This is a genomic window from Leclercia sp. Colony189 (assembly GCF_009740165.1).
GTDB lineage: Bacteria > Pseudomonadota > Gammaproteobacteria > Enterobacterales > Enterobacteriaceae > Enterobacter.
In genome coordinates this window covers 274,518-296,404 of the sequence record NZ_CP046557.1, presented here as the reverse complement: position 1 = coordinate 296,404, position 21,887 = coordinate 274,518, and the positions used below count along the sequence as shown (strand labels likewise).

Here is a 21,887-nt window from a genome sequence, read left to right as displayed (position 1 = left end):
TGAAAACCGAAGGGGGATACCTCTGGAGATTCTGTGATGAATGACAATATTTGTCAGCAGATAGAGAACAGTGCGCACTACAGGGAGCTGGTGGATAAACGGCAACGGTTTGCCTTCATTCTCTCTATTATCATGCTGATCATCTACGTGGGCTTTATCCTGCTGATCGCTTTTGCGCCGCACTGGCTGGGCACGCCGCTGCATGCGGGCACCAACGTCACGCGCGGCATCCCTATCGGTATCGGTGTGATCGTCGTTTCGTTTGTGCTGACCGGCGTCTACGTCTGGCGCGCTAACGGTGAGTTCGACCGTCTGAACAAAGCGGTACTGCGCGAGGTGAAAGCATCATGAAGAGAGTCCTGACGGCGCTTGCCGCCGCCCTCCCCCTCGCGGCAAATGCCGCCGATGCCATTGGCGGCGCGGTTGAACGCCAGCCGACCAACTGGCAGGCGATTGTGATGTTCCTGATCTTCGTGGTGCTGACGCTGTACATCACCTACTGGGCGTCGAAACGCGTGCGTTCCCGTAACGATTACTACACCGCGGGCGGCAACATTACCGGTTTCCAGAACGGGCTGGCCATCGCCGGTGACTTTATGTCGGCGGCCTCTTTCCTCGGCATCTCCGCGCTGGTCTATACCTCCGGCTACGACGGGCTGATCTACTCTCTGGGCTTCCTCGTCGGCTGGCCGATCATCCTGTTCCTGATCGCCGAACGCCTGCGTAACCTGGGGCGTTATACCTTTGCCGACGTGGCATCCTATCGCCTGAAACAGGGGCCGATTCGTACCCTTTCCGCCTGCGGCTCGCTGGTGGTGGTAGCCCTCTACCTGATTGCCCAGATGGTGGGGGCCGGCAAGCTGATCCAGCTGCTGTTCGGCCTGAACTACCATGTCGCGGTGGTGCTGGTGGGGGTGCTGATGGTGATGTATGTCCTGTTTGGCGGCATGCTCGCCACCACCTGGGTGCAGATCATCAAAGCGGTACTGCTGCTGTTCGGCGCCAGCTTTATGGCCTTTATGGTGATGAAGCATGTCGGCTTCAGCTTTAATAACCTCTTTACCGAAGCGATGGCGGTACACCCGAAAGGGGAAGCGATCATGAGCCCCGGCGGGCTGGTGAAAGATCCGATCTCGGCGCTGTCGTTAGGGCTGGGCCTGATGTTTGGTACCGCGGGCCTGCCGCACATTCTGATGCGTTTCTTCACGGTGTCAGATGCGCGCGAAGCGCGGAAAAGCGTCTTCTACGCCACCGGCTTTATGGGTTACTTCTACATCCTGACCTTTATCATCGGCTTCGGCGCCATCATGCTGGTGGGTGCAAACCCGGCCTTCAAGGATGCGGCGGGCGCGCTGATTGGCGGCAACAACATGGCGGCAGTCCATCTGGCTGACGCGGTGGGCGGCAACCTGTTCCTCGGCTTTATCTCCGCCGTGGCCTTCGCCACAATTCTGGCGGTGGTGGCTGGCCTGACCCTGGCGGGTGCTTCTGCGGTCTCCCACGACCTCTATGCCAACGTCTGGCGTAAAGGCGCCTCTGAACGCGACGAACTGAAGGTCTCCAAAATCACCGTTCTGGTCCTGGGGGTCGTCGCCATTCTGTTGGGGATCCTGTTCGAAAATCAGAACATCGCCTTTATGGTGGGGCTGGCCTTCTCCATTGCGGCAAGCTGCAACTTCCCGATCATTCTGCTCTCTATGTACTGGTCGAAGCTGACCACCCGCGGAGCGATGATTGGCGGCTGGCTCGGCCTGCTGACGGCGGTGATCCTGATGATCCTCGGTCCGACCATCTGGGTGCAGATCCTCGGCCACGAAAGCGCCATCTTCCCGTATGAGTACCCGGCGCTCTTCTCCATCGCCGTGGCCTTTATCGGCATCTGGGTCTTCTCGGCAACTGATAACTCGCCGGAAGGCAACCTGGAGCGCGAGAAGTTCCGCGCCCAGTTTATCCGCTCCCAAACCGGCCTGGGTGTCGAACAGGGCCGCGCGCACTAAAACCCCCTCCCCGGCCACTGGTCGGGGATCACATTTTTTTCCCCTTCTGGTGACGTTTATCACGTCGCCAGAACAGAAAAAGCCGATGCGGATCACAGGCTTTATCTGCAATCCGCAACGTCCATCACACTTTTCCCTATTCCACGCCGATCCCCCGCTTTCCCTACCCGCGGTATACAGACAACCCCGACCGCAGTTTTTATTCTTTAGTTACAGCGACTCGCCGAGGCTTCTGGCAAAGCGCTCCAGCCGCGCCGGGCTCAGCAACAGCGGCAGGAAGAGCGGGCTGCTGGCGGGCGGATCTGTCAGCCAGCGATCCAGGGTGTCGCTGAAGTGCAGCAGCCGCTGCTGATGCTGCTTCAGGATGTCGGCAGGCAGACTTTGCGGACCGTAGTGATCCAGCCACACGACGTCGGTCACGGCGGCGGCGACGTGAGAGAACATCTGGCTGTAGATCTCCGCGCTGCGCCAGGCGGCCAGCAGGATCGCAAGGGTGTCGTCCGGGCAGGTCATACGCGGCATCAGCTCACGCAGGTTGTGCAGCGTACGTGACGCCAGGAAGCAGGCGGCCTCTTTTTCCAGCGCTACCCGCTCACGCTGCTCTTTGCCAAGGGCGGGATCGTCGGCGGGCATCAGCGGCTGCCAGGCGTGCAGCCAGTTAGCGCTACGGGTGTCCGTATGGAGCAATTGCTGCGCCTGGGCGATGCTCTCCGGGATCTGGCTCTGGTAGTGCAACCGCCGTCCGAGGAAGTTTGGCGTTTTGCACAGCCAGTCGTAGCTGGCGTGGAGGATGGCCGAAAGCTGATGTTTGTCCGCCAAAGCGCGAAAGCCGAACTGATGGTGTTCCGCCCAACGCTCGAAGGTAGCGGGCAGCGCGGCATCGGCGGCATGGTTGGCGGCAGAGAGGCCAAACAGGTTGATGGCATTGACGGAGTCCATCACCCGGCTGTCGGGCAACCACTGCCAGCTCACGCGGGAGGTAATCGCTTCGATTTCGTTTTCTGTGGCGCTGAGCGCCCAGCTTAAGCGGCCACCAATCTCATCGGCCAGATAGCACGGCAGTGCGCTCCAGCCGTAGCCGATACCGAAGAGATCGTACTCGATCCACTTTTTATGCCCCGGCAGGGTGGCGATGTTGGGATGGTTGGCAAAACCGGGGTGGTAATCCAGCTCGGTGGCTTTTACCGAGGCGCGCACGTCGTCCGGGAGCGTCGCCAGAATGCCGGAGAGCTGCTGCCGCGGCCAGCTGTTGTCAATGAAGTCGCGCAGGATGAGCTTTTTTCCCTGGGCGCGCAGCAGGCTCCAGACATCATGCAGGCTTTGCTGCCAGCGACTGGTCTGAAAGTCTGGCGTCGTCAGGCTGAGAATAAGCCCGCCGAGATGGGGCAGCGCCTGTAAAAGCGGATGCAGTATCGCGGCATAAAAAGGGTGCCAGAAATCGGGCGCGTGCTTTTCGTCGAACGTCAGTTCCGGAAATTTACGCTTAATAATGTCGTCATTGGGCGCGGCTTCACCCTGAAGCCAGAACGATAAATTATTTTCCGCCAGGTAACGGTCGACGCGTTTTAAATAGTGCAGGGCGTAATTTTGCTGATGAATAAGGTTCTCGACGTTGAGTTTCTGGCTTAACGGCGAGGGCGTCGCAAGTATTGAAAGCAGTTCCTGTTGGTGCAGGATGATGCCAGTGAAACCGTGCTGTTTCGCGCTTTTCACCCCCTGAATAAACCAGGGCCAGTGCCAGATAAACGTGCTGTTCAGCTCCATCAGTTGATGGGGAATACGTTTCATTGCGTCACCTGCTGATATTAATTCTGTTATTTAATCGAGGATGCCATGAAAAAATATGCTCTGGTCGGGACTGGCGGTCGCGCGGGTTTATATATTTCCGCCATCGGTGGCGCCTGGCGGGAAAATGCCAGACTGGTCGCGTTCTGTGATACTAACAAGACGCGCATGCAGTACGCCAATCAGTTATTAAAAAACGAAGGGGCGGATCCGGTTTCCACCTGGCAGGCGGCGCAGTTTGAAGAGATGATCCGCGAGACGCAGCCCGATGTCGTCATTGTCACCACCATGGACCGCACCCATGACGACTACATCGTTCGCGCCCTGCACGCCGGCTGCGATGTGATCACCGAAAAGCCGATGACCATCGACGAACAGCGCGCCCTGCGCATACTTGATGCCATTGAAGAGACGGGCCGTAGCGTGCGCGTGACCTTCAACTACCGCTACGCGCCGCACCACAGTAAAGTGCGCGAACTGCTGATGCAGGGGACGATCGGCAAGGTCACCTCGGTCCATTTCGAGTGGCTGCTTAACACCGAACACGGCGCGGACTACTTCCGCCGCTGGCATCGGGAAAAGCGCAATAGCGGCGGCCTGCTGGTGCATAAATCCACCCACCACTTCGATCTGATGAATTTCTGGCTGAGCAGCTACCCGGAACGGGTTTACGCCGAAGGCAGCCTGCAGTTCTACGGCAGGGAGAATGCGGAGAAACGCGGCGTGACCCGGTTCTACCCGCGCGCCCACGGCTTTGCTGACGCGAAAGACGACCCGTTTGCGCTGCATATGGAAGAGAATGCGCAACTTAAGGCGCTCTATCTGGACGCCGAACACGAAGATCGCTACTTCCGCGACCAGAGCGTCTTCAGCGACGGGATCACCATCGAAGATACGATGTCGGTGCTGGTGAAATACCAGAACCAGGTCCAGCTCACCTACTCCCTCAATGCCTACCTGCCGTGGGAAGGGCTGAATGTGGTCTTTAACGGCACCGAAGGGCGTCTGGAGATGAAGATCGTCGAGAAGTCCTACGTCAATGCCGGGGGAGAGCGGGAAAATGAGGGCAACCTGGAGCAGTGCGACCTCACCGTCTTCCCGATGTTTGCCGAACCCTGGAAAGCGGAATTCAGCCTCGGTGAAGGGGGGCACGGCGGCGGCGACAACGCGATGCTGGCCGACCTGTTCGGCGCGCCACGCCACGATCCGCTGCAGCGCGCGGCGGACCACCGTGCCGGGGCCATGTCTATCCTCACCGGCATTGCGGGCAATATCTCCATGCAGCAGCAGCGTCCGGTCAACTTTAAGGAGTTTGAGCTGGTATCCCGTCTGACGAAACGCTAAGCGTCTCACGCCGGCGCGGCCCGCTGCCGCGCCGGAACCGCCGGTAGTATTGTGCAGTTACTCACCTGTTTAATAACAATATTTATGCCTCTGTTCCGGAGACAATAATGAAAAAACTCGTTTCAGGTGTTATCGCATCGCTGTTATTTTCCTGTACCTCTGTCTGGGCACAATCGCCCGTTGAACTACGCATGTCGTGGTGGGGTGGCAACAGCCGCCACCAGGCGACGCTGAAGGCGCTGGAAGCCTTCGAAAAAGCGCATCCGGAGATTAAGGTGAAGCCCGAATACACCGGCTGGGACGGGCATCTTTCGCGCCTGACCACCCAGATGGCGAGCGGCACCGAGCCGGACGTAATGCAGACCAACTGGCCCTAGCTGATCCTCTTTTCCAAAAACGGCGAAGGGTATTACGACCTGAATAAGCTGAAAGCGGAGCTCGATTTAAGCCAGTACCAGGCGCAGGATCTGCAATCGACCACGGTGAAAGGCAAGCTCAATGGCCTGCCGATTTCGGTCAACGCCCCGGTCTTTTACTACAACGACGTCACCTGGCAGAAAGCCGGGCTGGCGTATCCGAAAACCTGGGACGACTTTTTTGCCGCCGGGAAAGTGTTCCAGCAGACGCTGGGCAACAACTACTACCCCTACGCCATGGTCGATCAGGATGTCATTTTGCTGCTCAATGCGTACATGATGCAGACCCACCAGAAGTCGATGTTCAACAGTGATGGCACCTTCGCCTGGAACGACGCGCAGTGGGTCGAGGCCTTCGATTTTGTGAAACGTCTGAGCGACGACCACGTTCTGCCGTCGCCCAAAACCCTCTCTTCCTACGGCAAGGGCAACCTCTATGAGATGAAGCCGTGGATTAACGGTGAGTGGGGCGGGCTCTTCACCTGGAACATCACCATTCGCATGTTTGCCAACAACATGACGCCACCGGCGAAACTGGTGCTGGGCGATTACGTGATGCAGCCCGGCACAGAGGAGTCCGGGGTCTACTTCAAAACGGCACAGATGCTGTCGGTGGCAAAATCGACGAAGCATCCGAAAGAGGCGGCGATTCTGGTGAATTACCTGCTTAACGATCCGCAGTCGGTGGAGGCTCTTGGGCTGGAGCGCGGCATTCCGCTCAACAAGGCGGCGGAGGCGCAGCTGACGGAGAAAGGGGTGATTGACCCGCAGGATCCGGTGATTGCCGGGCTACGCCAGGCGCAGTCGCTGCACACCACAGTTGTCGCCACGCCCTATATTGAGGATTTACAGGTGATCGACCAGTTTACCTCGGCGCGGGAAAAACTGGAGCAGGGCCAGGCATCCGCTCAGGTCGCGGCGGATTTCCGCCAGAAGGTGGAGCGGATTGTGCGGCGGTTGAACCGTTAGCGCCGCATTCAGAATCGGTAGGCCGGGTAAGCGCAGCGCCACCCGGCATTTATCAGAACATCAGCCAGCCCACCAGCGGGGCCACCAGCACCATCAACACGCCGGAGAGCATCATCACCAGGCTTGCCACCACGCCCTCCTGCTGGCCCAGCTCGTAGGAGCGCGCGGTGCCCGCCCCGTGGGAGGCCGCGCCAAACCCGGCCCCTTTCGCCATCCCTTCGCGAATGGAGAGGCGCAGAAAAAGCATGTCCCCTACCGCCATACCAAACACCCCGGTGACCACCACGAACAGCGCCACCAGATCCGGCTGTCCGCCGAGCGGTTTTGCCGCCGCCAGGGCAAAGGGCGTGGTGACGGAGCGTACCGCCAGGCTGCGCTGGATCTCGTCCGACAGGGTAAACAACCGCGCCAGCCAGACCGAGCTGGTGACGGCCACCACCGTGGCGGTGATCACCCCGGCGGAGAGCGACATCCAGTGGCGTTTTATCACCGCGAGGTTGTCGTAGACCGGCACCGCAAAGGCGATGGTCGCCGGACCCAGCAGCCACAGCAGCCAGTGCGCTTCGCCAATATAGTTCTGCCACGAGATATGCCCCCACACCAGCATCATCACCAGCAGGATCGGGGTGAAAACCAGCGGCATCAGGGGCAGTTTACGGAAGCGGCGGTAGAGGCGCTTGTTGGCAAAATAGATAATCAGCGTCACCACCAGGCAGAGGACGCTGACCTGAAAGTTAGTCATGTTTCTGCCTGCTGATTTCAAAGCGGTAGACTTTATCCACCACCCACGCGGTCGCGCCCAGCACCATCAGCGTGCTCAGGGCGATCACCGCAAAGATACGCCAGCCGTCCACCATCAGCAGTTGGACGTAATTGACTACCGCCACCACTGCCGGAACGAAAAAGAGCAGCATCTCCGCCAGCAGCCAGCGCGACCCCGCCCGCACCCAGCTGAGAGGAATAACGCGACAGAGGATCAGGCTGAACATCAGCACCATGCCGACCAGATTGGCCGGCAGCGGCAGATGGAGCCAGCGAACAAGGTATTCAGCGAAGACAAAAAGAGCGGCATAGAGCAGGACCTGAACCGGTACCTGGAGTCGTTGCACGACGGCAGGCGTAACGCGACCTAACGCCACGGTCATGGGGGATTTCCTCAAAATGAGACGGAGCGCCAGTATAGTCAGCGCCCGTAATTGACTGAAATGAATTAAAATCATCAAAGGTATAGTTTCGAGGAATAGTCATGGACATACGCACGCTGCGTTACTTTGTCGAAGTGGTCCGCCAGCAGAGTTTTACCCGCGCCGCGGAGAAGCTCTTTGTTACCCAGCCCACCATCAGCAAAATGCTGAAAAACCTCGAAGATGAACTCAACTGTACCCTGCTGATCCGCGACGGGCGCAAGCTGCTGCTGACCGACACAGGCCGCGTGGTGTTTGAGCGCGGGCTGGCGATCCTGGCGGAGTTTCGCCAGCTGGAGGCCGAGCTTGGCGACATCAACCACCTGAACAAGGGCATACTGCGCCTCGGCATCCCGCCAATGGTGGGAATGATGATGGCGGGACCCATCGGCCTGTTTCGCCAGCGTTATCCCGGCGTGGAGCTAAAAATTTCTGAATTTGGCGGCTTAACCGTCCAGCAGGCGGTGATCAACGGCGAGCTGGATCTGGCCATGACCGCCCTGCCGGTGGAAGAGGATAGCGGTCTGACAGCGCTGCCGCTGTTCAGCCATCCGCTCTGTGTGCTGGTGCCGCGCTCCGGCAGCTGGCTGTCGCTCGACGCCATCAACCCTGAACTCCTCGCCGAGCATCCGCTGCTGATCTACAACGAAGATTTTGCCCTCAGCCGCCAGCTGATGCAGCTGTTCAACCAGCACGGCGTTAAGCCGCGTATCGCGGTGCGCAGCGGGCAGTGGGACTTTCTGGCCGCCATGGTGCAGGCGGGGGTGGGAATTGCCATCCTGCCGCAGCCCATCTGCGAACGGCTGGATAAAAAGACCCTGCGCTGGATCCCGCTCCAGAGCGATCTGCACTGGCAGCTGGGGATGATCTGGCGGGAAGGGGTCTATCTGTCGCACAGCGCTCAGGCGTGGTTGAAATGTTGTGAAGGGTTTTGGGTGGGAGAATAGCGCCGGGTGGCGGCGTCGCCTTACCCGGCCTACGGTTTACCAGGCCCGGTAAGCGCAGCGCCACCGGGCAATCAACCATTACGGCTTCTCAACCAACAGCGCTTCCATCAGATCGAGATCGTGCAGCAGTTTTTGCAGCGTCTCGTTGCTGATCTCCCGGGTGGCGCGCAGATGATAAAGCTCCGCACGTTCGGCGCGCAGCGCGGCCAGGCGGAAGCGACGCTCCAGGTTCTCTTCCTGCAGCGAGCTCTCTACGTCATTTCGGCCATCCGCGCGGCGGCGCAGGTTACCAATGACCCGCGAGCTCACCTCTTTCAGCAGCTGCGTATCGAGGTTCTCTTCGGTATCGGCCGCCAGGCGCTCTTCCATCTTCTGGATGGTGACAATCGCCACTTCCGCGGTGGCCGCCCGGGCGATACGCGCCTCTTTATGCTGCTGGACGTGATCGCCCACCTCCATATGTTGCAGCAGGATGGGCAGCATCACCACGCCGACAAACAGCGAGAACAAGATCACCCCGGCGGCCAGGAACACCAGCTCATAGCGCGCCGGGAAGACATCGCCGGTCGGCAACAGCAGCGGAATGGAGAGCACACCGGCCAGGGTGATCGCCCCGCGCACGCCCGCAAAGGTGGAAATCAGCAGCTCACGGGTCGTCCAGGAGCCAAACTCCATCGGTTTATTTTTCAGGAAGCGGACGCTGAATTTTTTCATCGTCCACAGCCAGCCGAAACGCACCAGCATCAGCGCGGCATAAATCAGCACGATATCGGTAAAGAGCATCCAGGTGTCGACGTTCGGGTCGGCCTCTGCCGCCACCAGCGAAGACTCAAGAATGCCCGGCAGCTGCAGGCCCAACAGCAGGAAGACCATGCCGTTAAAGACAAACTCCAGCATCGACCAGGTGCTGTTGGCACGCAGGCGCATCGCCAGCGGCGCGGTACGCATCACGCCGGAACGGGTGATGGTCATCCCCGCGGCCACCGCCGCCAGAATGCCCGACACGCCAATGTGCTCGGCAATCAGATAAGAGGCGAATGGCAGCAGGAACAGCAGTACGATCTGCGTGGCGGGTTCATCACCGCCCCAGCGGCTGAGGAAGCGCAGCGAACGGCCATACAGCCAGCTCACCACAAACCCGGCGAGGATACCGCCAATCGCCACTTTCAAGAACTCTACGGTGGCGCCGCCGACGGTAAAAATCATGGTGCCCATCGCCACGGCAACGGCAAACTTCAGGGCCACCAGACCGGAGGCGTCGTTCATTAGCGCCTCACCCTGCAGGATGCCCATGATTTTTTTCGGCATGCGCCCTTCACCGACGATGCCGGAGAGCGCCACGGCATCCGTTGGCGACAGCACCGCCGCCAGTGCAAAGGCTGGTATCAGCGGGATCCCCGGCACCACCCAGTAGATGAGAAAACCGATCCCCATGACGGTGATAACCACCAGCGCCAGCGCCAGACCCAGGATCTCGCGCCCGTGCTCAAGAAACTCGCGCGTGGGCGTTTTCCAGCCGTCGGCAAAAAGCAAAGGAGGAATAAACAGCACCAGAAACAGTTCCGGATCAAACTCGACATGCAATCCGAACGTCGGCCAGGCCAGCAGAGCACCGATGGCAATCTGCATGAGCGGCAGCGGTAGCTGAAAGGGCAGTACGCGGGTAACTACCCCGGAAAGTGAGACCACAAGGGTCATGATGAGTATTGTGAAGAAAATTTCCATGCGTTCCCTGTTTGCGATAATTCTGTTCGTTTAGGCCACTGGCATCGTGCCTTAATGTACCTTTCCCAGAGTAACGCATAAGACAACGAGATGTGTCCTGAAAATAAAAACGGGCGGCCTGAGCCACCCGTCTTTTTACGCCGCATATGGCTTAGATAGCCCAGCCGCCCGCGTAGAAGACCACCAGCGCGACGGCAATCACCACCGTACCGATGTTCAGTTTACGCCATTCGCCTGAGACGATACGGCCAATCACCAGCGAGGCAAAACCAATCATGATGCCGGTAACAATGTTACAGGTCAGCACGATAAATACCGCGGTGATAAGGCCGGACATTGCGTCGACGAAATCGGCAAAATCAATCTTCGCCACGTTGCTCAGCATCAGCAGACCCACATACATCAGCGCAGGGGCGGTGGCGTAAGCCGGCACCAGATACGAGAGCGGCGCGAGGAACAGGATCAGCAGGAACAGCACGCCGATGGTGATCGCCGTCAGACCGGTTTTACCGCCTGCCGCCGTACCCGCCGCCGATTCGATATACACCGCAGCAGGTGCCGCCCCGACCAGACCCGAGAAGACGCTGCTCAGGGAGTCGGTGGTCAGCGCTTTGCCGCCGTCGATAATCTGGCCATCTTTATCCAGCAGGTTAGCCTGACCGGCTACCGCGCGGATGGTACCGGTGGCATCGAAGACCGCGGTCATCACCAGCGCCAGTACGCTTGGCAGCACCACCGGGTTGAGCGCCCCTACGATATCCAGGCTGCCAATCAACGAGTTGCCGTTTTCGTCACTCAGGGATGGCATGGCGAATACGCCGGAGAAGTGTACGGCAGGATCGAAAATCAAGCCGACAATGGAGACGCCGATGATGGTCAGCAGGATGCCGCCCGGCACTTTCAGTTTTTCCAGACCAATGATCACCGCCAGGCCAATCAGCGACATGATCACCGGGAAGCTGGCGAAATTACCCAGCGCAACCGGCAGACCGTCCAGCGGGTTTTTGATAACCAGACCCACGCCGTTGGCGGCAATCAGCAGCAGGAACAGACCGATACCAATCCCCGTCCCGTGGGCAATGCCCTGCGGCAGGTTGCGCAGGATCCAGCTACGGATACCGGTGGCAGAGATAATGGTAAACAGCACACCCATCAGGAACACGGCGCCCAGCGCAACCGGCACGCTGATCTGCTGACCCAGCACCAGGCTGAACGCGGTAAAAGCGGTCAGCGAGATGGCACAGCCGATCGCCAGCGGCAGGTTAGCCCACAGGCCCATCACGATGGAGCCGACACCGGCAACCAGACAGGTGGCGACAAAGACCGCCGCCGGTGGGAAACCAGCTTTACCCAGCATGCCCGGCACCACGATCACCGAGTAGACCATCGCCAGGAAAGTCGTCAGACCGGCAACGATCTCCTGACGCGCGGTGCTGCCGCGGGCAGAAATTTTAAAAAAGGCGTCGAGTGAACCGCCGGTACGCGCAGATGGCGTAGACATAGAAAACATCCCCTGAAAATTATAATTGTCGTCTGTCAGCGTGACGGACACTCCACGACCCGCTAAACGTCATATCCTTGTGCTGCGTTTATGACAAAAAGGGGAGTCATAAAAAAAGCAAACGTTTAGCTTTGCGCTGACAAAACGGGTGTTGAAATGAAGGCAAACGATTATCCGTCCTCAATGCGGGCATTTTCAACTTAACTTTGACGTTTTTCGCTAAAATTCGTGCGAGGCGGTGAAGAAGTGAACAGAGTATGCGCAAACGTTATCGTGAATGCGCAATTTGATAACAATTTCAGGACCCGCCAGGGATCTCGAACGGCCCGCCCTGCTGGATCGCCCGCTGCCAGGCCGGACGCATTTCGACATTTTTCTTCCAGTTTTGCAGGCGGGGAAGATTATCTATGCCGCCGCGTTCCAGCAGGGCGAAGACCGGAAAGCTCATCTGCACGTCCGCCATGCTGAGATGATCCCCGGCGAACCAACGATGCTTCTGCAGCGAGGACTCCAGAAAGCGGGCATGCGTTTCCAGCTGGCGGTTAAGATAGGCCTTCTCTACCCCCTGCCCCAGCACCTTGCCGAGCGTTCGCAGGCCAAACGGGACGGGCGGTTTACCGAGGCTGGCGAAGACCAGCTTCATCAGCAGCAGCGGCATTAACGAGCCTTCTGCGTAATGGAGCCAGAAACGGTATTGCAGTTTTAGCTCACGCTCCTGCGGCTTCATCTGTCCCCCGGGATCGTAAGTTTCCTGCAAATATTCGAGGATAGCGCCCGATTCCGCCAGGATCAGGCCGTTGTCTTCCAGCACCGGAGATTTTCCCAGCGGGTGGATTTTACGCAGCGTGGCGGGGGCCATCATGGTCTTATCCCGCTGATAACGAACGATCTGGTAAGGCAGCGAGAGCTCTTCCAGCGCCCAGAGCACGCGCTGCGATCGGGACTGATTGAGGTGGTGGACCGTTATCATTGTTATCTCCAGTCAGGCGTATCCACTAACTATAGAAAATTGCACAACCTGGCGAAAAAATTTTGCCGAGTTTTTGCGCGATGAGGCTGGCAAAGCTAAGGCTGCGGCCTAGACTTAAAGTGTCAGCACAAGCCGGAACCTCCACCAGATGCTCGACTGAGGGGTGTTGATGTCGGGGGAAACCCTCCTGTGAACCAGCGGGATAGAGAGAAAGACAAAGACCGGGAATAACTAAAGCGCCCTGTTGTGGCGCTTTAGTTTTTTATATGTCCGGCTAATCCTCTTCCAGCAGCCGCGCGCCGGTACCCTGTTCGCCCAGCTTATCGCCAGGGTTACGCAGCGGGCAGTCGCTGCGCGACAGGCATCCGCAACCAATACATCCATCCAGCTCATCGCGCAGGGCCACCAGAGTGTGAATGCGCCGGTCCAGCTCATCGCGCCACTGGGAAGAGAGAGCCTTCCACTCCTTTGCGCTCAGGGTATGCCCTTCCGGCAGGATGCCAAACGCCTCGCCAATGGTGGCCAGCGGGATGCCAATACGCTGGGCAATCTTAATGATCGCCACATAGCGCAGCACGTCACGGGTATAGCGGCGCTGGTTGCCGGCGTTGCGGATGCTTTTAATTAACCCTTTGCTTTCATAGAAGTGCAGTGCAGAGACCGCCACACCGCTACGCCTTGCCACCTCGCCCGGCGACAGCAGCGGTTTAATCCGCGGTAATTTCTTTTCCATAAAACCTCTTTACCTCAAGTTAACTTGAGGAATTATACTCGCCCGCAGACAAAACGACGAATCAACCGATACAGGTGTATCCAGAGAGAGGCTGCTCTATGTCACATCAACAAATTATTCAGACACTTATTGAATGGATGGATGACCATATCGATCAACCTTTGAGTATTGATGTGGTGGCGAAGAAGTCGGGTTACTCGAAGTGGTACTTACAGAGAATGTTCCGCGCCGTCACGCACCAGACGCTGGGCGAATACATTCGTCAACGCAGATTATTGCTGGCTGCCCAGGCGTTACGCACCACCCAGCGGCCCATTTTTGATATCGCCATGGATCTGGGATATGTCTCCCAGCAGACGTTCTCCCGCGTCTTCCGCCGCGAATTTGATCGCACCCCCAGCGACTATCGCCATCAGCTTAACTAGTGGCTATGAGCAAGGGCTGCCGCGACGGGCTGATGTTGCCAGGTCATGAAATCCTGCGGTGACATCGCCTTGGCAAAGTGCCAGCCCTGGCAATACTGAACGCCGCGCTTGTTCAACCACATCACCTGCTCCACGGTTTCTACCCCTTCCGCAATGGTTTTCAGGCGCAGGCTTTGGGCCATTTCGATAATGTGCTCGACGATAAGATGGCTGGTGCTGTTGGTGGTCAACGTATCGATGAAGGTCTTGTCGATTTTCAGGATATCCACGTTCAGCGAGTAGAGGTTGTGCAGGTTGGAATAGCCGGTACCAAAATCGTCAATCGCCACTTCATATCCCGCCTGGCGGAATGCCTGGATCACCGGCGTGGTCCTGGGGACATCAATGAAACCGCGCTCCGTCACTTCAATTTTGATCTGCTGGGCCCGCACATTATAGTGTCGGGCTTTATCGGTGATCATCGCAATCAGGCGTGAAGAGTGGAAGTCCGTTGCCGAGAGGTTAATGGAGATATAGAGATGCGGGTTACAGGCCAGGAAATGGCCCAGATCGCTGAAGACTTCTTCTACCACATAATCGGTGATGCGTTCGCTCATCCCCTCTTTTTCTGCCAGCGGGATAAACTCTACCGGGCTCATTACCGGACCGTTAAAACCAGGCCAACGCAACAGCGCTTCTGCGCCGACACACGCATTTGTTTTTATGTCGATAATCGGCTGGTAATGCAGGCATAGTTGTCTTTTATTTAATGCCCGGTGCAATAAGCGGCCTGGTGAATTAAATTCGCGTCGCGTCCGCGACCACATCAGTAAAATGATAATACTGCTGATCATGCCCAGCGGCAGGGTTAACGTTGCCTGATAATAGAGAACTTCATAAAAACGCTGATTGGTGGTCGAAACAATCGCGGCAATCGGGCGTTTCTCGGAGCGAACAATAGTGTAAAAACGACCTTCTTTCTGGAATATAGCTTCGTTATCGCCAATCAGCTTTTTTAAGGCATTTTCTTTTGCCTGTTCGCTAATGGAGAAAAAGTCGTTGTTCACCGTATCAAATACCCCCCACGCCAGGGAGCGGTCGGATGACATGACTTCGCTATAGGTCAGAGGATTAACCACCACCACATAATTACCGACCTGCATATAGGTCATTTTATATCCCGCATAAAATGGCGTATCGCGGTAATAATAGATAGAGACGTCAGGCGCGCGTTGGTAATTGGCAGCAGAAATTAAATAGGGGTTTTCAGGCGTGCTGGTTGTTGAGCAGAGAAACTCTTTACCTTCGGCGTACAGCAGGTCGGCAATGTAGAGTCGGCCCCGGACAATATTTAACATATATTGTCGGTGTTCCGGTGTACAAATATCACCCGAGTATTTTTCAGCCGCCTGACGTGCCAGTTCAACCTGCTGAATAACCAGTTCGGTTTTGTCTAAAGCGAGTGCGGCAAATGAGCGAAGTTGACTGCTTGTTTCGTTGACCGCGCGTTGCTGAGCAAACCATAGCGCAAGCATCACAGGTAGCAAAACTACCATGATAACCCCGACTATCCTCAGCACCTTGTCCCGTGCGTTACGATTCATTTCCGCCCTATTATCCCTGCTTTTTATGTGCCTGTAGTCATGAAGGCCGGATGCTTTGCTAAACAGGTGATTACGTTGCATGAATCATGCGAAGTTAGCAACTGACTTTTAACGTCAATAACCTAATATTGAGTTATGCCGATAATATTTGTCCGTAAGCCAAACTGAAAGTATTCGTTTCGTGTTTATTAAGTTAAATAATTACCGTTCCAGGAAGCCAGGCTCCCGGATAACTCAACAGAAAATCGTCGATTAAGCCAAACTACCTACAGAATGAAAAAAGCGCAACTTCATCATGAAATTTTGTGCTATTTAACCCGTCAGGATGATTGAAGTGATTTATAAATAATCAACCGCGACGATTGTTTTACCTCTTCCGCCGCGCTTGGCATCGTAAAGTGCCTTATCTGCGCTAATGAGTAGCGATGAGGTATCGCGTGGTTTTCCATTCACCTCCACCACGCCCGCACTGAAAGAGAGTGTTAAGGTGCGGCTGCCGACCTTGAGCGGCGTGAGAGAGAGCGCCTGACGGAGCACCATGGAGAGCTGCACCGCCGCGTCACTGCGGGTTTTTGGCAGCAGCAGTAAAAACTCCTCTCCCCCTACCCGGCCCAGCGCTGCCCCCGAGGGGATCACCCTCCGCAGGCAGTCGCAAAAATGCATCAGCGCAGCATCACCCACCAGATGCCCCCACTTATCATTAATCTGTTTAAAGAAATCCAGGTCGAGCATCATGACAGAGAAGTGGCTATCCGCCTCTTCGCGCTGGCAGGCCTCCAGCGCAGCGCCAATCTGCTGCAGGATGGCAGAGCGATTCAGACAGCGTGTCAGATCGTCGGTGGTCGCCTTCATCTCCAGCTGCTGCTCCGCTTTTTTACGCGCGGTAATATCGAGCCCGATATTGAGGATTGAGCCGTCCGGCAGAGAGATATTCGACCACAGGATGGTCAGCTGAACCCCGTCCCGACGTAGCGGATGCCATTCGTACATATCGTTCAGCGGGGTGGTATTCACCGACTCGTGCACCCGGCGGCGCTCCTCCGGGTCTTGATAAAAGAGCGCCAGCGGATCGGCATGGGCGTTGATCTCCACCATCGTCCAGCCAAACACCTTTTCGCACTCGGCATTCCACAATACGCAGCGGCTATGGCGGTCAAAGGAGTTCATCAGTACCGGCGCCCGCTCAAACAGGGTTTTATACTGGGTGATCACCCGCTGCATCTCTTTTGCCGTGCGCTCACGGGCAACGAGGCCGGTCAAATAGTCCTTCAGTTTTTCGACCAGGATCACCACCACCTGTTTCAGCACGGTGATGCTGCTTTGCGGTTGCGCAAAGCCGAGGAAGAAGTAGCCGTTGCAGCGATCCTGTTGCAGCGACAATTTATACAGCACGCCACACTGTAGTTGCCTGTGTCCCGGATGCATGGCAGGAAATAAAAGCGTACCGGTCTTCTCTTTCCAACAGATGACCCGCCATGCGCGGTGGTGACGCTGCAATAACGTGCTGGAAAGAAAGGCTTTAATTTCTGAGGAATGGCAGGTTAATTCACCGACGCTGACTACCTGCTGCTGACCCGCATCGTCCTCCACCATTACCCAGCTGGTCTGGGCGCCAAAGGTATGATTAATCGTCTGCAGAAGATCCGTTAAGGTTTGCTGCGACGATAATTTTGGCATTAATTTAGCTAATGCGTGCAGAGCCCGCGTACTGTCATTTATATTCTCTCGATTTGCTTGCTTCATCGTTTTATTCGTCGCTCATTTAACGAGATAAAAAATGTCGCAACGAATAAATCAGGAGTGAAAGGATACGCAGCCAGCATCTATTATTACGGCTGTCTGACCCTGTCGAAAAAAGATGTGTGTGTAAAATTAAAAGTACAGCAAATAATAACCAGTAAAAGCCTGATTTATTTATTACGGGCTAATTACGTAACCGGATGAAGCATAATCCATAGGTCTGAGGCTGTAAATATTGTACAACCACAGGTTACCTGTACACGTTTTCTTATCTCAATGAATTATCGATAAAGTTACCGCAACCCGAGCAATTAGCTGATTAAAGATATATTCCTGCGGCCCTATAACCATATTAAATAAAGGGTTAAAAAAGGCCATTTTCATGCATTTGCCCACTGGCGAATAAAAGAACAAATGTGATATAGTTCACACATATGATGTAACGCAAAACATCGTTTCATTTTGTCAGTCTGAGCTTGCCGATAGCCAGTTTGCCACGTCCGGGCAACGTCGCGCTATACCCGGCGGCGGATATCTTTGAGGATCGGTCTTATGGCAGCTATTACCACCGGTGTTGTCTTTGCACGCTGGGAATTGTTGAGCGCGGTGCTGATGTTTCTGGCCAGCACCCTGAACGTTCAGTTTAAAAAGTCGGATTACGCAGTACTGGCGGTGATCAGCACCTGTCTGGGTCTGGCGGCGGCATGCTGGTTTGCCACCGGCCTGCTGGGCATCACCCTGCTGGATATGGCCGCGGTCTGGAATAACGTTAAAACGATCATGGTTGAGGCAATGAGCCATACGCCGCCGGACTGGCCAATGATGTACACCTAGTTCCAGCGATAAAAACCAGACCAGGGTCTGGTTTTTTTATGACCATCGCCGGCCTGATTGTCAGATCGCTAATTCACCTTATTCATTTGCATGCGCTTTGAGCTTATTGATAAACCAGCGTCCGGCCGGGCCTGGAGGGTATTCCCTCAAATGTACGGCGTACATTGAAAATCCCGCGCCAACGTCAGGCTGCATCTGTAAATTCAAAGCGACCAGCCGACCGCTGGCAAGATCTTCCTCAACCATTGGCAAAGGCATATAGCCCCAACCCAGCCCCGCGCGTAAGAATGCATGCTTCGCTCCCATGTCCCCTATACGCCATGTCTTGCCCGACATAACGCCGAAGTTGCGCCCCGCAGTGAGCGTGGAACGATCGGCCAACACCAGTTGCACCTGCTCCTGCACAACCGAACGAAGGAGAGGGCCGGCTATTTTAGCCAGCGGATGATCTGGCGATACCACGGCTACGGCGCCTACGCTGAGAAGATACTCAGCTGCACAACCCGCAGGTAAATCGGGTAGCGAGCCGATTACCGCCACCCGGCAGCTACCGGCCAGTAAAGGCTGAAGTACCCCACCCAACGCCTCCACGTACAGACGCAAGGGCGTAGCAGGAAAGGCCTGCTGAAAGGCTTGCACCGCGGCAGTCAATTTTTCAACAGGAAACATCACATCCACGGATACCACAAGTTCAGGCTCCAGCCCTTCAGCCAGGGTGCGTGCCTTAGCCTTGAACGCGTCCATTCCCGCCGTTGCAATACGCGCTGACTCCAGCAGGGCAAGCCCCGCCTCCGTCAGTCTGGGATAGCGCCCCGTTCGCTCAAACAACGGAAAGCCAACCTGAGACTCAAGGTTCGCCAGCGTCGCGCTGACGACCGACTGCGCCCGCCGTAATTTGCGCCCAGCGGCCGAGAAACTGCCCTCATCAACTGCGGCAATAAACGTACGCAGTTGATCAATAGACATACCGTCAAGCATGTATCGCTCCGTTAGATGGGATCCATCTAATTATATAGGCTACACAGATGGAATGGCGATGATTACTATTTGGTCAGCTTCTCAACCATACATTTAAGGAAACAAGCGATGAAAACAGAAACCGTGGGTATTATTGGCGCTGGCGCCATCGGGCAGGCTTTTGCCAGACAGCTTGTCAATTCCGGGCTGAACGTTATTCTGAGCAATAGCCGTGGCCCCGACAGCCTGGCGGAAGTGGTGAACGCGTTAGGCGACAGGGCTCGCGCGGGTACCGTGCAGCAAGCGGCTGAAGCCGGGATAGTTTTTGTAAGCACCAACTGGAGCAGCACCGAAGCCGCGCTAAGCGGTCTAAACTGGAGTGGACGTATCCTGATTGATGCCACCAATCCGGTGATTTTACCCGGCTTTACCCTGGCCGAACTGGGTGGAAAAAATTCCAGCCAGGTGATGACGCAGTGGGCACCCGGCGCCCGCGTCGTCAAAGCCTTCAACACGCTTCTGGCCAGCGTGCTGGCGCAGGATCCGGCCCAGGCGGGCGGACGCCGCGTCGTGTTTATCTCTGGAGACGATGCCGGGGCGAAATCCGAAGTGGAAGCATTGGCCGCGCGAATGGGCTTCGCCACTATAGATTTAGGCAGCCTTGAAACGGGTGGTCATCTGCAACAGTTCCCTGGCGGTCCTCTGCCAGCCCTGAACCTGGTAAAACTGGCATAGTCGATTAACATGACCCAGCGTACTTCCGCAGAGACATTCGAAGAATACATTCCCGGGGAGTTGCAGAAGGAACACCGGGCGCTCTCCTCCCGGGATGTATTTGTCCAAATCCTGACGCGTCGCCAGGTCCAGGAAAAGATTATTATTCCCGCCGTGCCGGAGCCCTTCATTGTGTGGATACTTTCAGGCTGTGCCCTGGTTGAAGAACGCTCCCCGGGAGAAGGGTGGATAGCAAACCCCGTTGTCGCAGGGGATTTTTTTCTCACTACGGCAGATTCGCCCACCGAAATGAGATGGCGAGCCGAGCCAGGCGCGCCGTTCATCGTAATGCACGTCTATATTGGCGTAGCCATGATGCAGGGCGTTGAATTGCGCGAAGTCTCCGGAGAGCGGGACGAAACGCTGTCCGCTTTGCTGGAACATATACGCGCGGAGCTTTACCAGCAAAATCAACCCAGCGGCCCGTTTATTCAGGGTATCGCCCAGGCGCTGGCGGTCCATCTGGCACGTACTTACCGGACCGATGCGAAGCGGCATCGCGGCGGCCTGCAGGCGTTTAAATTACACCGGGTCTTTAAGGCGATGCGTGAAGATCTGGCTCAGCCCTTTGACCTGGCGCGGTTGGCCTGTCTGACCGGACTGAGCGAATTCCACTTCAGCCGCGTCTTTAAGCAGTCTACCGGGCTTTCGCCTTCCCACTATTTTATCCGGCTGCGGATGGAAGAGGCGCGTCGCCTGCTTTCCGAAACAGATGATTCCATTATCAGTATCTCCCTGACCGTGGGTTACAACAGCCCCAGCCATTTTGCCTCAGCATTTCGCCGGGTAACCGGCATATCGCCTTCAAAATATCGCAGCGATTATCGTCGTAGCAAAATCACGACAGTTTGAGCAATCCGCCGCGCGAAGAGACCGGGTGAAAGAGACATGATTGTTCCGTACTTCAGAGGTTCTTTCTGAAGCGCTGAAATCCATTCACAAGAGGATCAATTATGGAACTCAACGGTAAAACCGCCATCGTGACCGGGGCATCAAGCGGCATCGGTGCTGCTACCGCCAAAAAATTAGCCGCACATGGCGTTAAAGTTGGCCTCGCCGCGCGCCGCCTGGATCGCCTGCAGGCTCTGGTCAGCGAAATTGAGGCTGCTGGCGGTAAAGCCATCGCGCTGGAAATGGATGTGACAGACCAGGCCTCCGTATCTGCTGGCGTGGCGACGTTGCACAAAACCTATGGCCGCATTGATATCGCCTTTAACAATGCCGGGCTGATGCCCATTTCGGACATCGCCAGCCTTAAACTTGAAGAATGGCATCGAATGGTAGACGTCAACATTAAGGGCCTGTTTAATACCGTCGCAGCGGTACTCCCTGTTATGCAGGCCCAGAAATCAGGACATATTATCAATACCTCCTCGATCGCCGGGCGTAAAACTTTTCCGGGACTGGGTGTCTACTGTGCGACCAAACACGCGGTAGCGGCCTTCAGCGATATTTTGCGCATGGAGATATCGCCTGAATTCAATATCCGTGTTACCTCGCTACAGCCTGGCGCGGTTGAAAGCGAGTTATTTGAGCATATCAGTGACGAGAATTACCGCGCCCGGATGGAGCAGTTAAAAGAGCAGATGACATTTCTGAAGTCTGCCGATATCGCTGACGCTATTCTCTACGCGTTACAGGCGCCGGACCATGTGGACGTGGCAGAGCTATTTATTATGCCTACCGAACAACCGTGGTAAAACGAAAAAAGCTGCCCGCCGGGCAGCTTTTTTTGCAGTAACCATGTGCACTTATTTATTTGGTCAATTCAGCCGTTACGTAAGCCTTATTATTAAAGCGCGCACTGATGATTTTATATGACGCACCGGCCTTTTGCGCCTGGGCCGCTATTTTTGCTTCCGCGCCATCCAGAGTGGAATCAACTGCGCTTACTGTCTGTGCCACACTACAGAATGACATCACAGATAAAGCAATACCTGCCATTAAGCCAGTCATATTTTTCATGTCTGATCTCCTTTAATCGGATCGGTATACGGCTGGAT

At 56.2% G+C, this 21,887-nt stretch carries 20 protein-coding genes and 1 pseudogene; 10 read left to right on the top strand and 11 right to left on the bottom strand.

The genetic code is table 11. The features are described 5' to 3' along the window. The first annotated feature begins 36 nt into the window (after window positions 1-36). Window positions 37-351, top strand: a complete 315-nt coding sequence (locus tag GNG29_RS01380; RefSeq protein WP_103177881.1) for a DUF485 domain-containing protein — start codon at window positions 37-39, stop codon at window positions 349-351. After that, a complete protein-coding gene (gene actP / locus GNG29_RS01375) occupies window positions 348-1,997 on the top strand; it encodes a cation/acetate symporter ActP (RefSeq protein WP_103177880.1) in 1,650 nt (549 codons plus the stop codon). The genes GNG29_RS01380 and actP overlap by 4 nt, the downstream gene beginning before the upstream one ends. A 210-nt stretch (window positions 1,998-2,207) precedes the next feature. On the opposite strand, the gene GNG29_RS01370 is transcribed toward actP, so the two are convergent. Then, the gene (locus GNG29_RS01370) at window positions 2,208-3,785 is read right to left on the bottom strand and encodes a hypothetical protein (protein WP_156653736.1); all 1,578 of its coding nucleotides are present in this window, start codon (window positions 3,783-3,785) and stop codon (window positions 2,208-2,210) included. 45 nt (window positions 3,786-3,830) lie between these two features. Between GNG29_RS01370 and GNG29_RS01365 the strand changes: the two genes are divergently transcribed. Together GNG29_RS01365 and GNG29_RS01360 are read left to right on the top strand one after the other, a co-directional pair. Next, the gene (locus GNG29_RS01365; RefSeq protein ID WP_156653735.1) at window positions 3,831-5,126 is read left to right on the top strand and encodes a Gfo/Idh/MocA family protein; all 1,296 of its coding nucleotides are present in this window, start codon (window positions 3,831-3,833) and stop codon (window positions 5,124-5,126) included. A 107-nt stretch (window positions 5,127-5,233) separates the two neighbouring features. Then, window positions 5,234-6,511 (top strand): annotated as a pseudogene (locus GNG29_RS01360) (ABC transporter substrate-binding protein). Window positions 6,512-6,563: 52 nt separating this feature from the next. Here GNG29_RS01360 and GNG29_RS01355 read toward each other — a convergent pair. Then, entirely contained in the window at window positions 6,564-7,253 is a 690-nt protein-coding gene (locus GNG29_RS01355; RefSeq protein ID WP_114316142.1) for an LrgB family protein, read from the bottom strand. Continuing rightward, the gene (locus GNG29_RS01350) at window positions 7,246-7,656 is read right to left on the bottom strand and encodes a CidA/LrgA family protein (protein ID WP_103177875.1); all 411 of its coding nucleotides are present in this window, start codon (window positions 7,654-7,656) and stop codon (window positions 7,246-7,248) included. Before GNG29_RS01350 ends, GNG29_RS01355 begins: the two co-directional genes overlap by 8 nt. 101 nt (window positions 7,657-7,757) lie before the next feature. Between GNG29_RS01350 and GNG29_RS01345 the strand changes: the two genes are divergently transcribed. Beyond that, window positions 7,758-8,642 (top strand): LysR family transcriptional regulator, encoded by an 885-nt coding sequence (locus tag GNG29_RS01345; protein WP_103177874.1) that lies wholly within the window; start codon window positions 7,758-7,760, stop codon window positions 8,640-8,642. A gap of 78 nt (window positions 8,643-8,720) precedes the next feature. On the opposite strand, the gene GNG29_RS01340 is transcribed toward GNG29_RS01345, so the two are convergent. The 4 genes from GNG29_RS01340 to soxR form a co-directional block, all read right to left on the bottom strand. Continuing rightward, entirely contained in the window at window positions 8,721-10,367 is a 1,647-nt protein-coding gene (locus GNG29_RS01340) for a Na+/H+ antiporter (RefSeq protein WP_156653734.1), read from the bottom strand. Between the two features lie 151 nt (window positions 10,368-10,518). Then, window positions 10,519-11,868, bottom strand: a complete 1,350-nt coding sequence (ghxP, locus tag GNG29_RS01335; protein WP_103177872.1) for a guanine/hypoxanthine transporter GhxP — start codon at window positions 11,866-11,868, stop codon at window positions 10,519-10,521. 298 nt (window positions 11,869-12,166) lie between these two features. Then, a complete protein-coding gene (locus GNG29_RS01330; RefSeq protein ID WP_156653733.1) occupies window positions 12,167-12,838 on the bottom strand; it encodes a glutathione S-transferase family protein in 672 nt (223 codons plus the stop codon). Window positions 12,839-13,112: 274 nt separating this feature from the next. After that, on the bottom strand, window positions 13,113-13,571 hold the full coding sequence (gene soxR / locus GNG29_RS01325) for a redox-sensitive transcriptional activator SoxR (RefSeq protein WP_103177870.1): 459 nt from the start codon (window positions 13,569-13,571) through the stop codon (window positions 13,113-13,115). 98 nt (window positions 13,572-13,669) lie between these two features. On the opposite strand from soxR, the gene soxS reads away from it, so the two are divergent. Next, window positions 13,670-13,996: a superoxide response transcriptional regulator SoxS gene (gene soxS / locus GNG29_RS01320; RefSeq protein WP_103177869.1), complete on the top strand. Its 327-nt coding sequence runs from the start codon at window positions 13,670-13,672 to the stop codon at window positions 13,994-13,996. On the opposite strand, the gene GNG29_RS01315 is transcribed toward soxS, so the two are convergent. Together GNG29_RS01315 and GNG29_RS01310 are read right to left on the bottom strand one after the other, a co-directional pair. Further along, on the bottom strand, window positions 13,993-15,579 hold the full coding sequence (locus tag GNG29_RS01315; RefSeq protein WP_103177868.1) for an EAL domain-containing protein: 1,587 nt from the start codon (window positions 15,577-15,579) through the stop codon (window positions 13,993-13,995). The genes soxS and GNG29_RS01315 overlap by 4 nt on opposite strands. 339 nt (window positions 15,580-15,918) lie before the next feature. Beyond that, window positions 15,919-17,322: a sensor domain-containing diguanylate cyclase gene (locus tag GNG29_RS01310; RefSeq protein WP_156653732.1), complete on the bottom strand. Its 1,404-nt coding sequence runs from the start codon at window positions 17,320-17,322 to the stop codon at window positions 15,919-15,921. Window positions 17,323-17,871: 549 nt separating this feature from the next. Between GNG29_RS01310 and GNG29_RS01305 the strand changes: the two genes are divergently transcribed. After that, a complete protein-coding gene (locus GNG29_RS01305) occupies window positions 17,872-18,153 on the top strand; it encodes a YjcB family protein (protein WP_103177866.1) in 282 nt (93 codons plus the stop codon). A 78-nt stretch (window positions 18,154-18,231) separates the two neighbouring features. On the opposite strand, the gene GNG29_RS01300 is transcribed toward GNG29_RS01305, so the two are convergent. Then, on the bottom strand, window positions 18,232-19,131 hold the full coding sequence (locus tag GNG29_RS01300) for a LysR family transcriptional regulator (RefSeq protein ID WP_156653731.1): 900 nt from the start codon (window positions 19,129-19,131) through the stop codon (window positions 18,232-18,234). A 69-nt stretch (window positions 19,132-19,200) separates the two neighbouring features. Here GNG29_RS01300 and GNG29_RS01295 point away from each other — a divergent pair, with 69 nt between their 5' ends. From GNG29_RS01295 to GNG29_RS01285, 3 genes are all read left to right on the top strand, one after another. After that, window positions 19,201-19,845, top strand: a complete 645-nt coding sequence (locus tag GNG29_RS01295; protein WP_259935564.1) for an NADPH-dependent F420 reductase — start codon at window positions 19,201-19,203, stop codon at window positions 19,843-19,845. 9 nt (window positions 19,846-19,854) lie between these two features. After that, window positions 19,855-20,736, top strand: coding sequence for a helix-turn-helix domain-containing protein (locus GNG29_RS01290; protein WP_156653729.1), 882 nt, complete (start codon window positions 19,855-19,857; stop codon window positions 20,734-20,736). A gap of 101 nt (window positions 20,737-20,837) precedes the next feature. Next, window positions 20,838-21,584 carry an SDR family oxidoreductase gene (locus tag GNG29_RS01285; RefSeq protein WP_156653728.1) on the top strand — a complete coding sequence of 249 codons (747 nt, stop codon included), beginning with the start codon at window positions 20,838-20,840 and terminating at the stop codon, window positions 21,582-21,584. A gap of 55 nt (window positions 21,585-21,639) precedes the next feature. On the opposite strand, the gene GNG29_RS01280 is transcribed toward GNG29_RS01285, so the two are convergent. After that, window positions 21,640-21,849, bottom strand: a complete 210-nt coding sequence (locus GNG29_RS01280) for a YdgH/BhsA/McbA-like domain containing protein (protein ID WP_156653727.1) — start codon at window positions 21,847-21,849, stop codon at window positions 21,640-21,642. Between the last annotated feature and the right edge of the window lie 38 nt (window positions 21,850-21,887).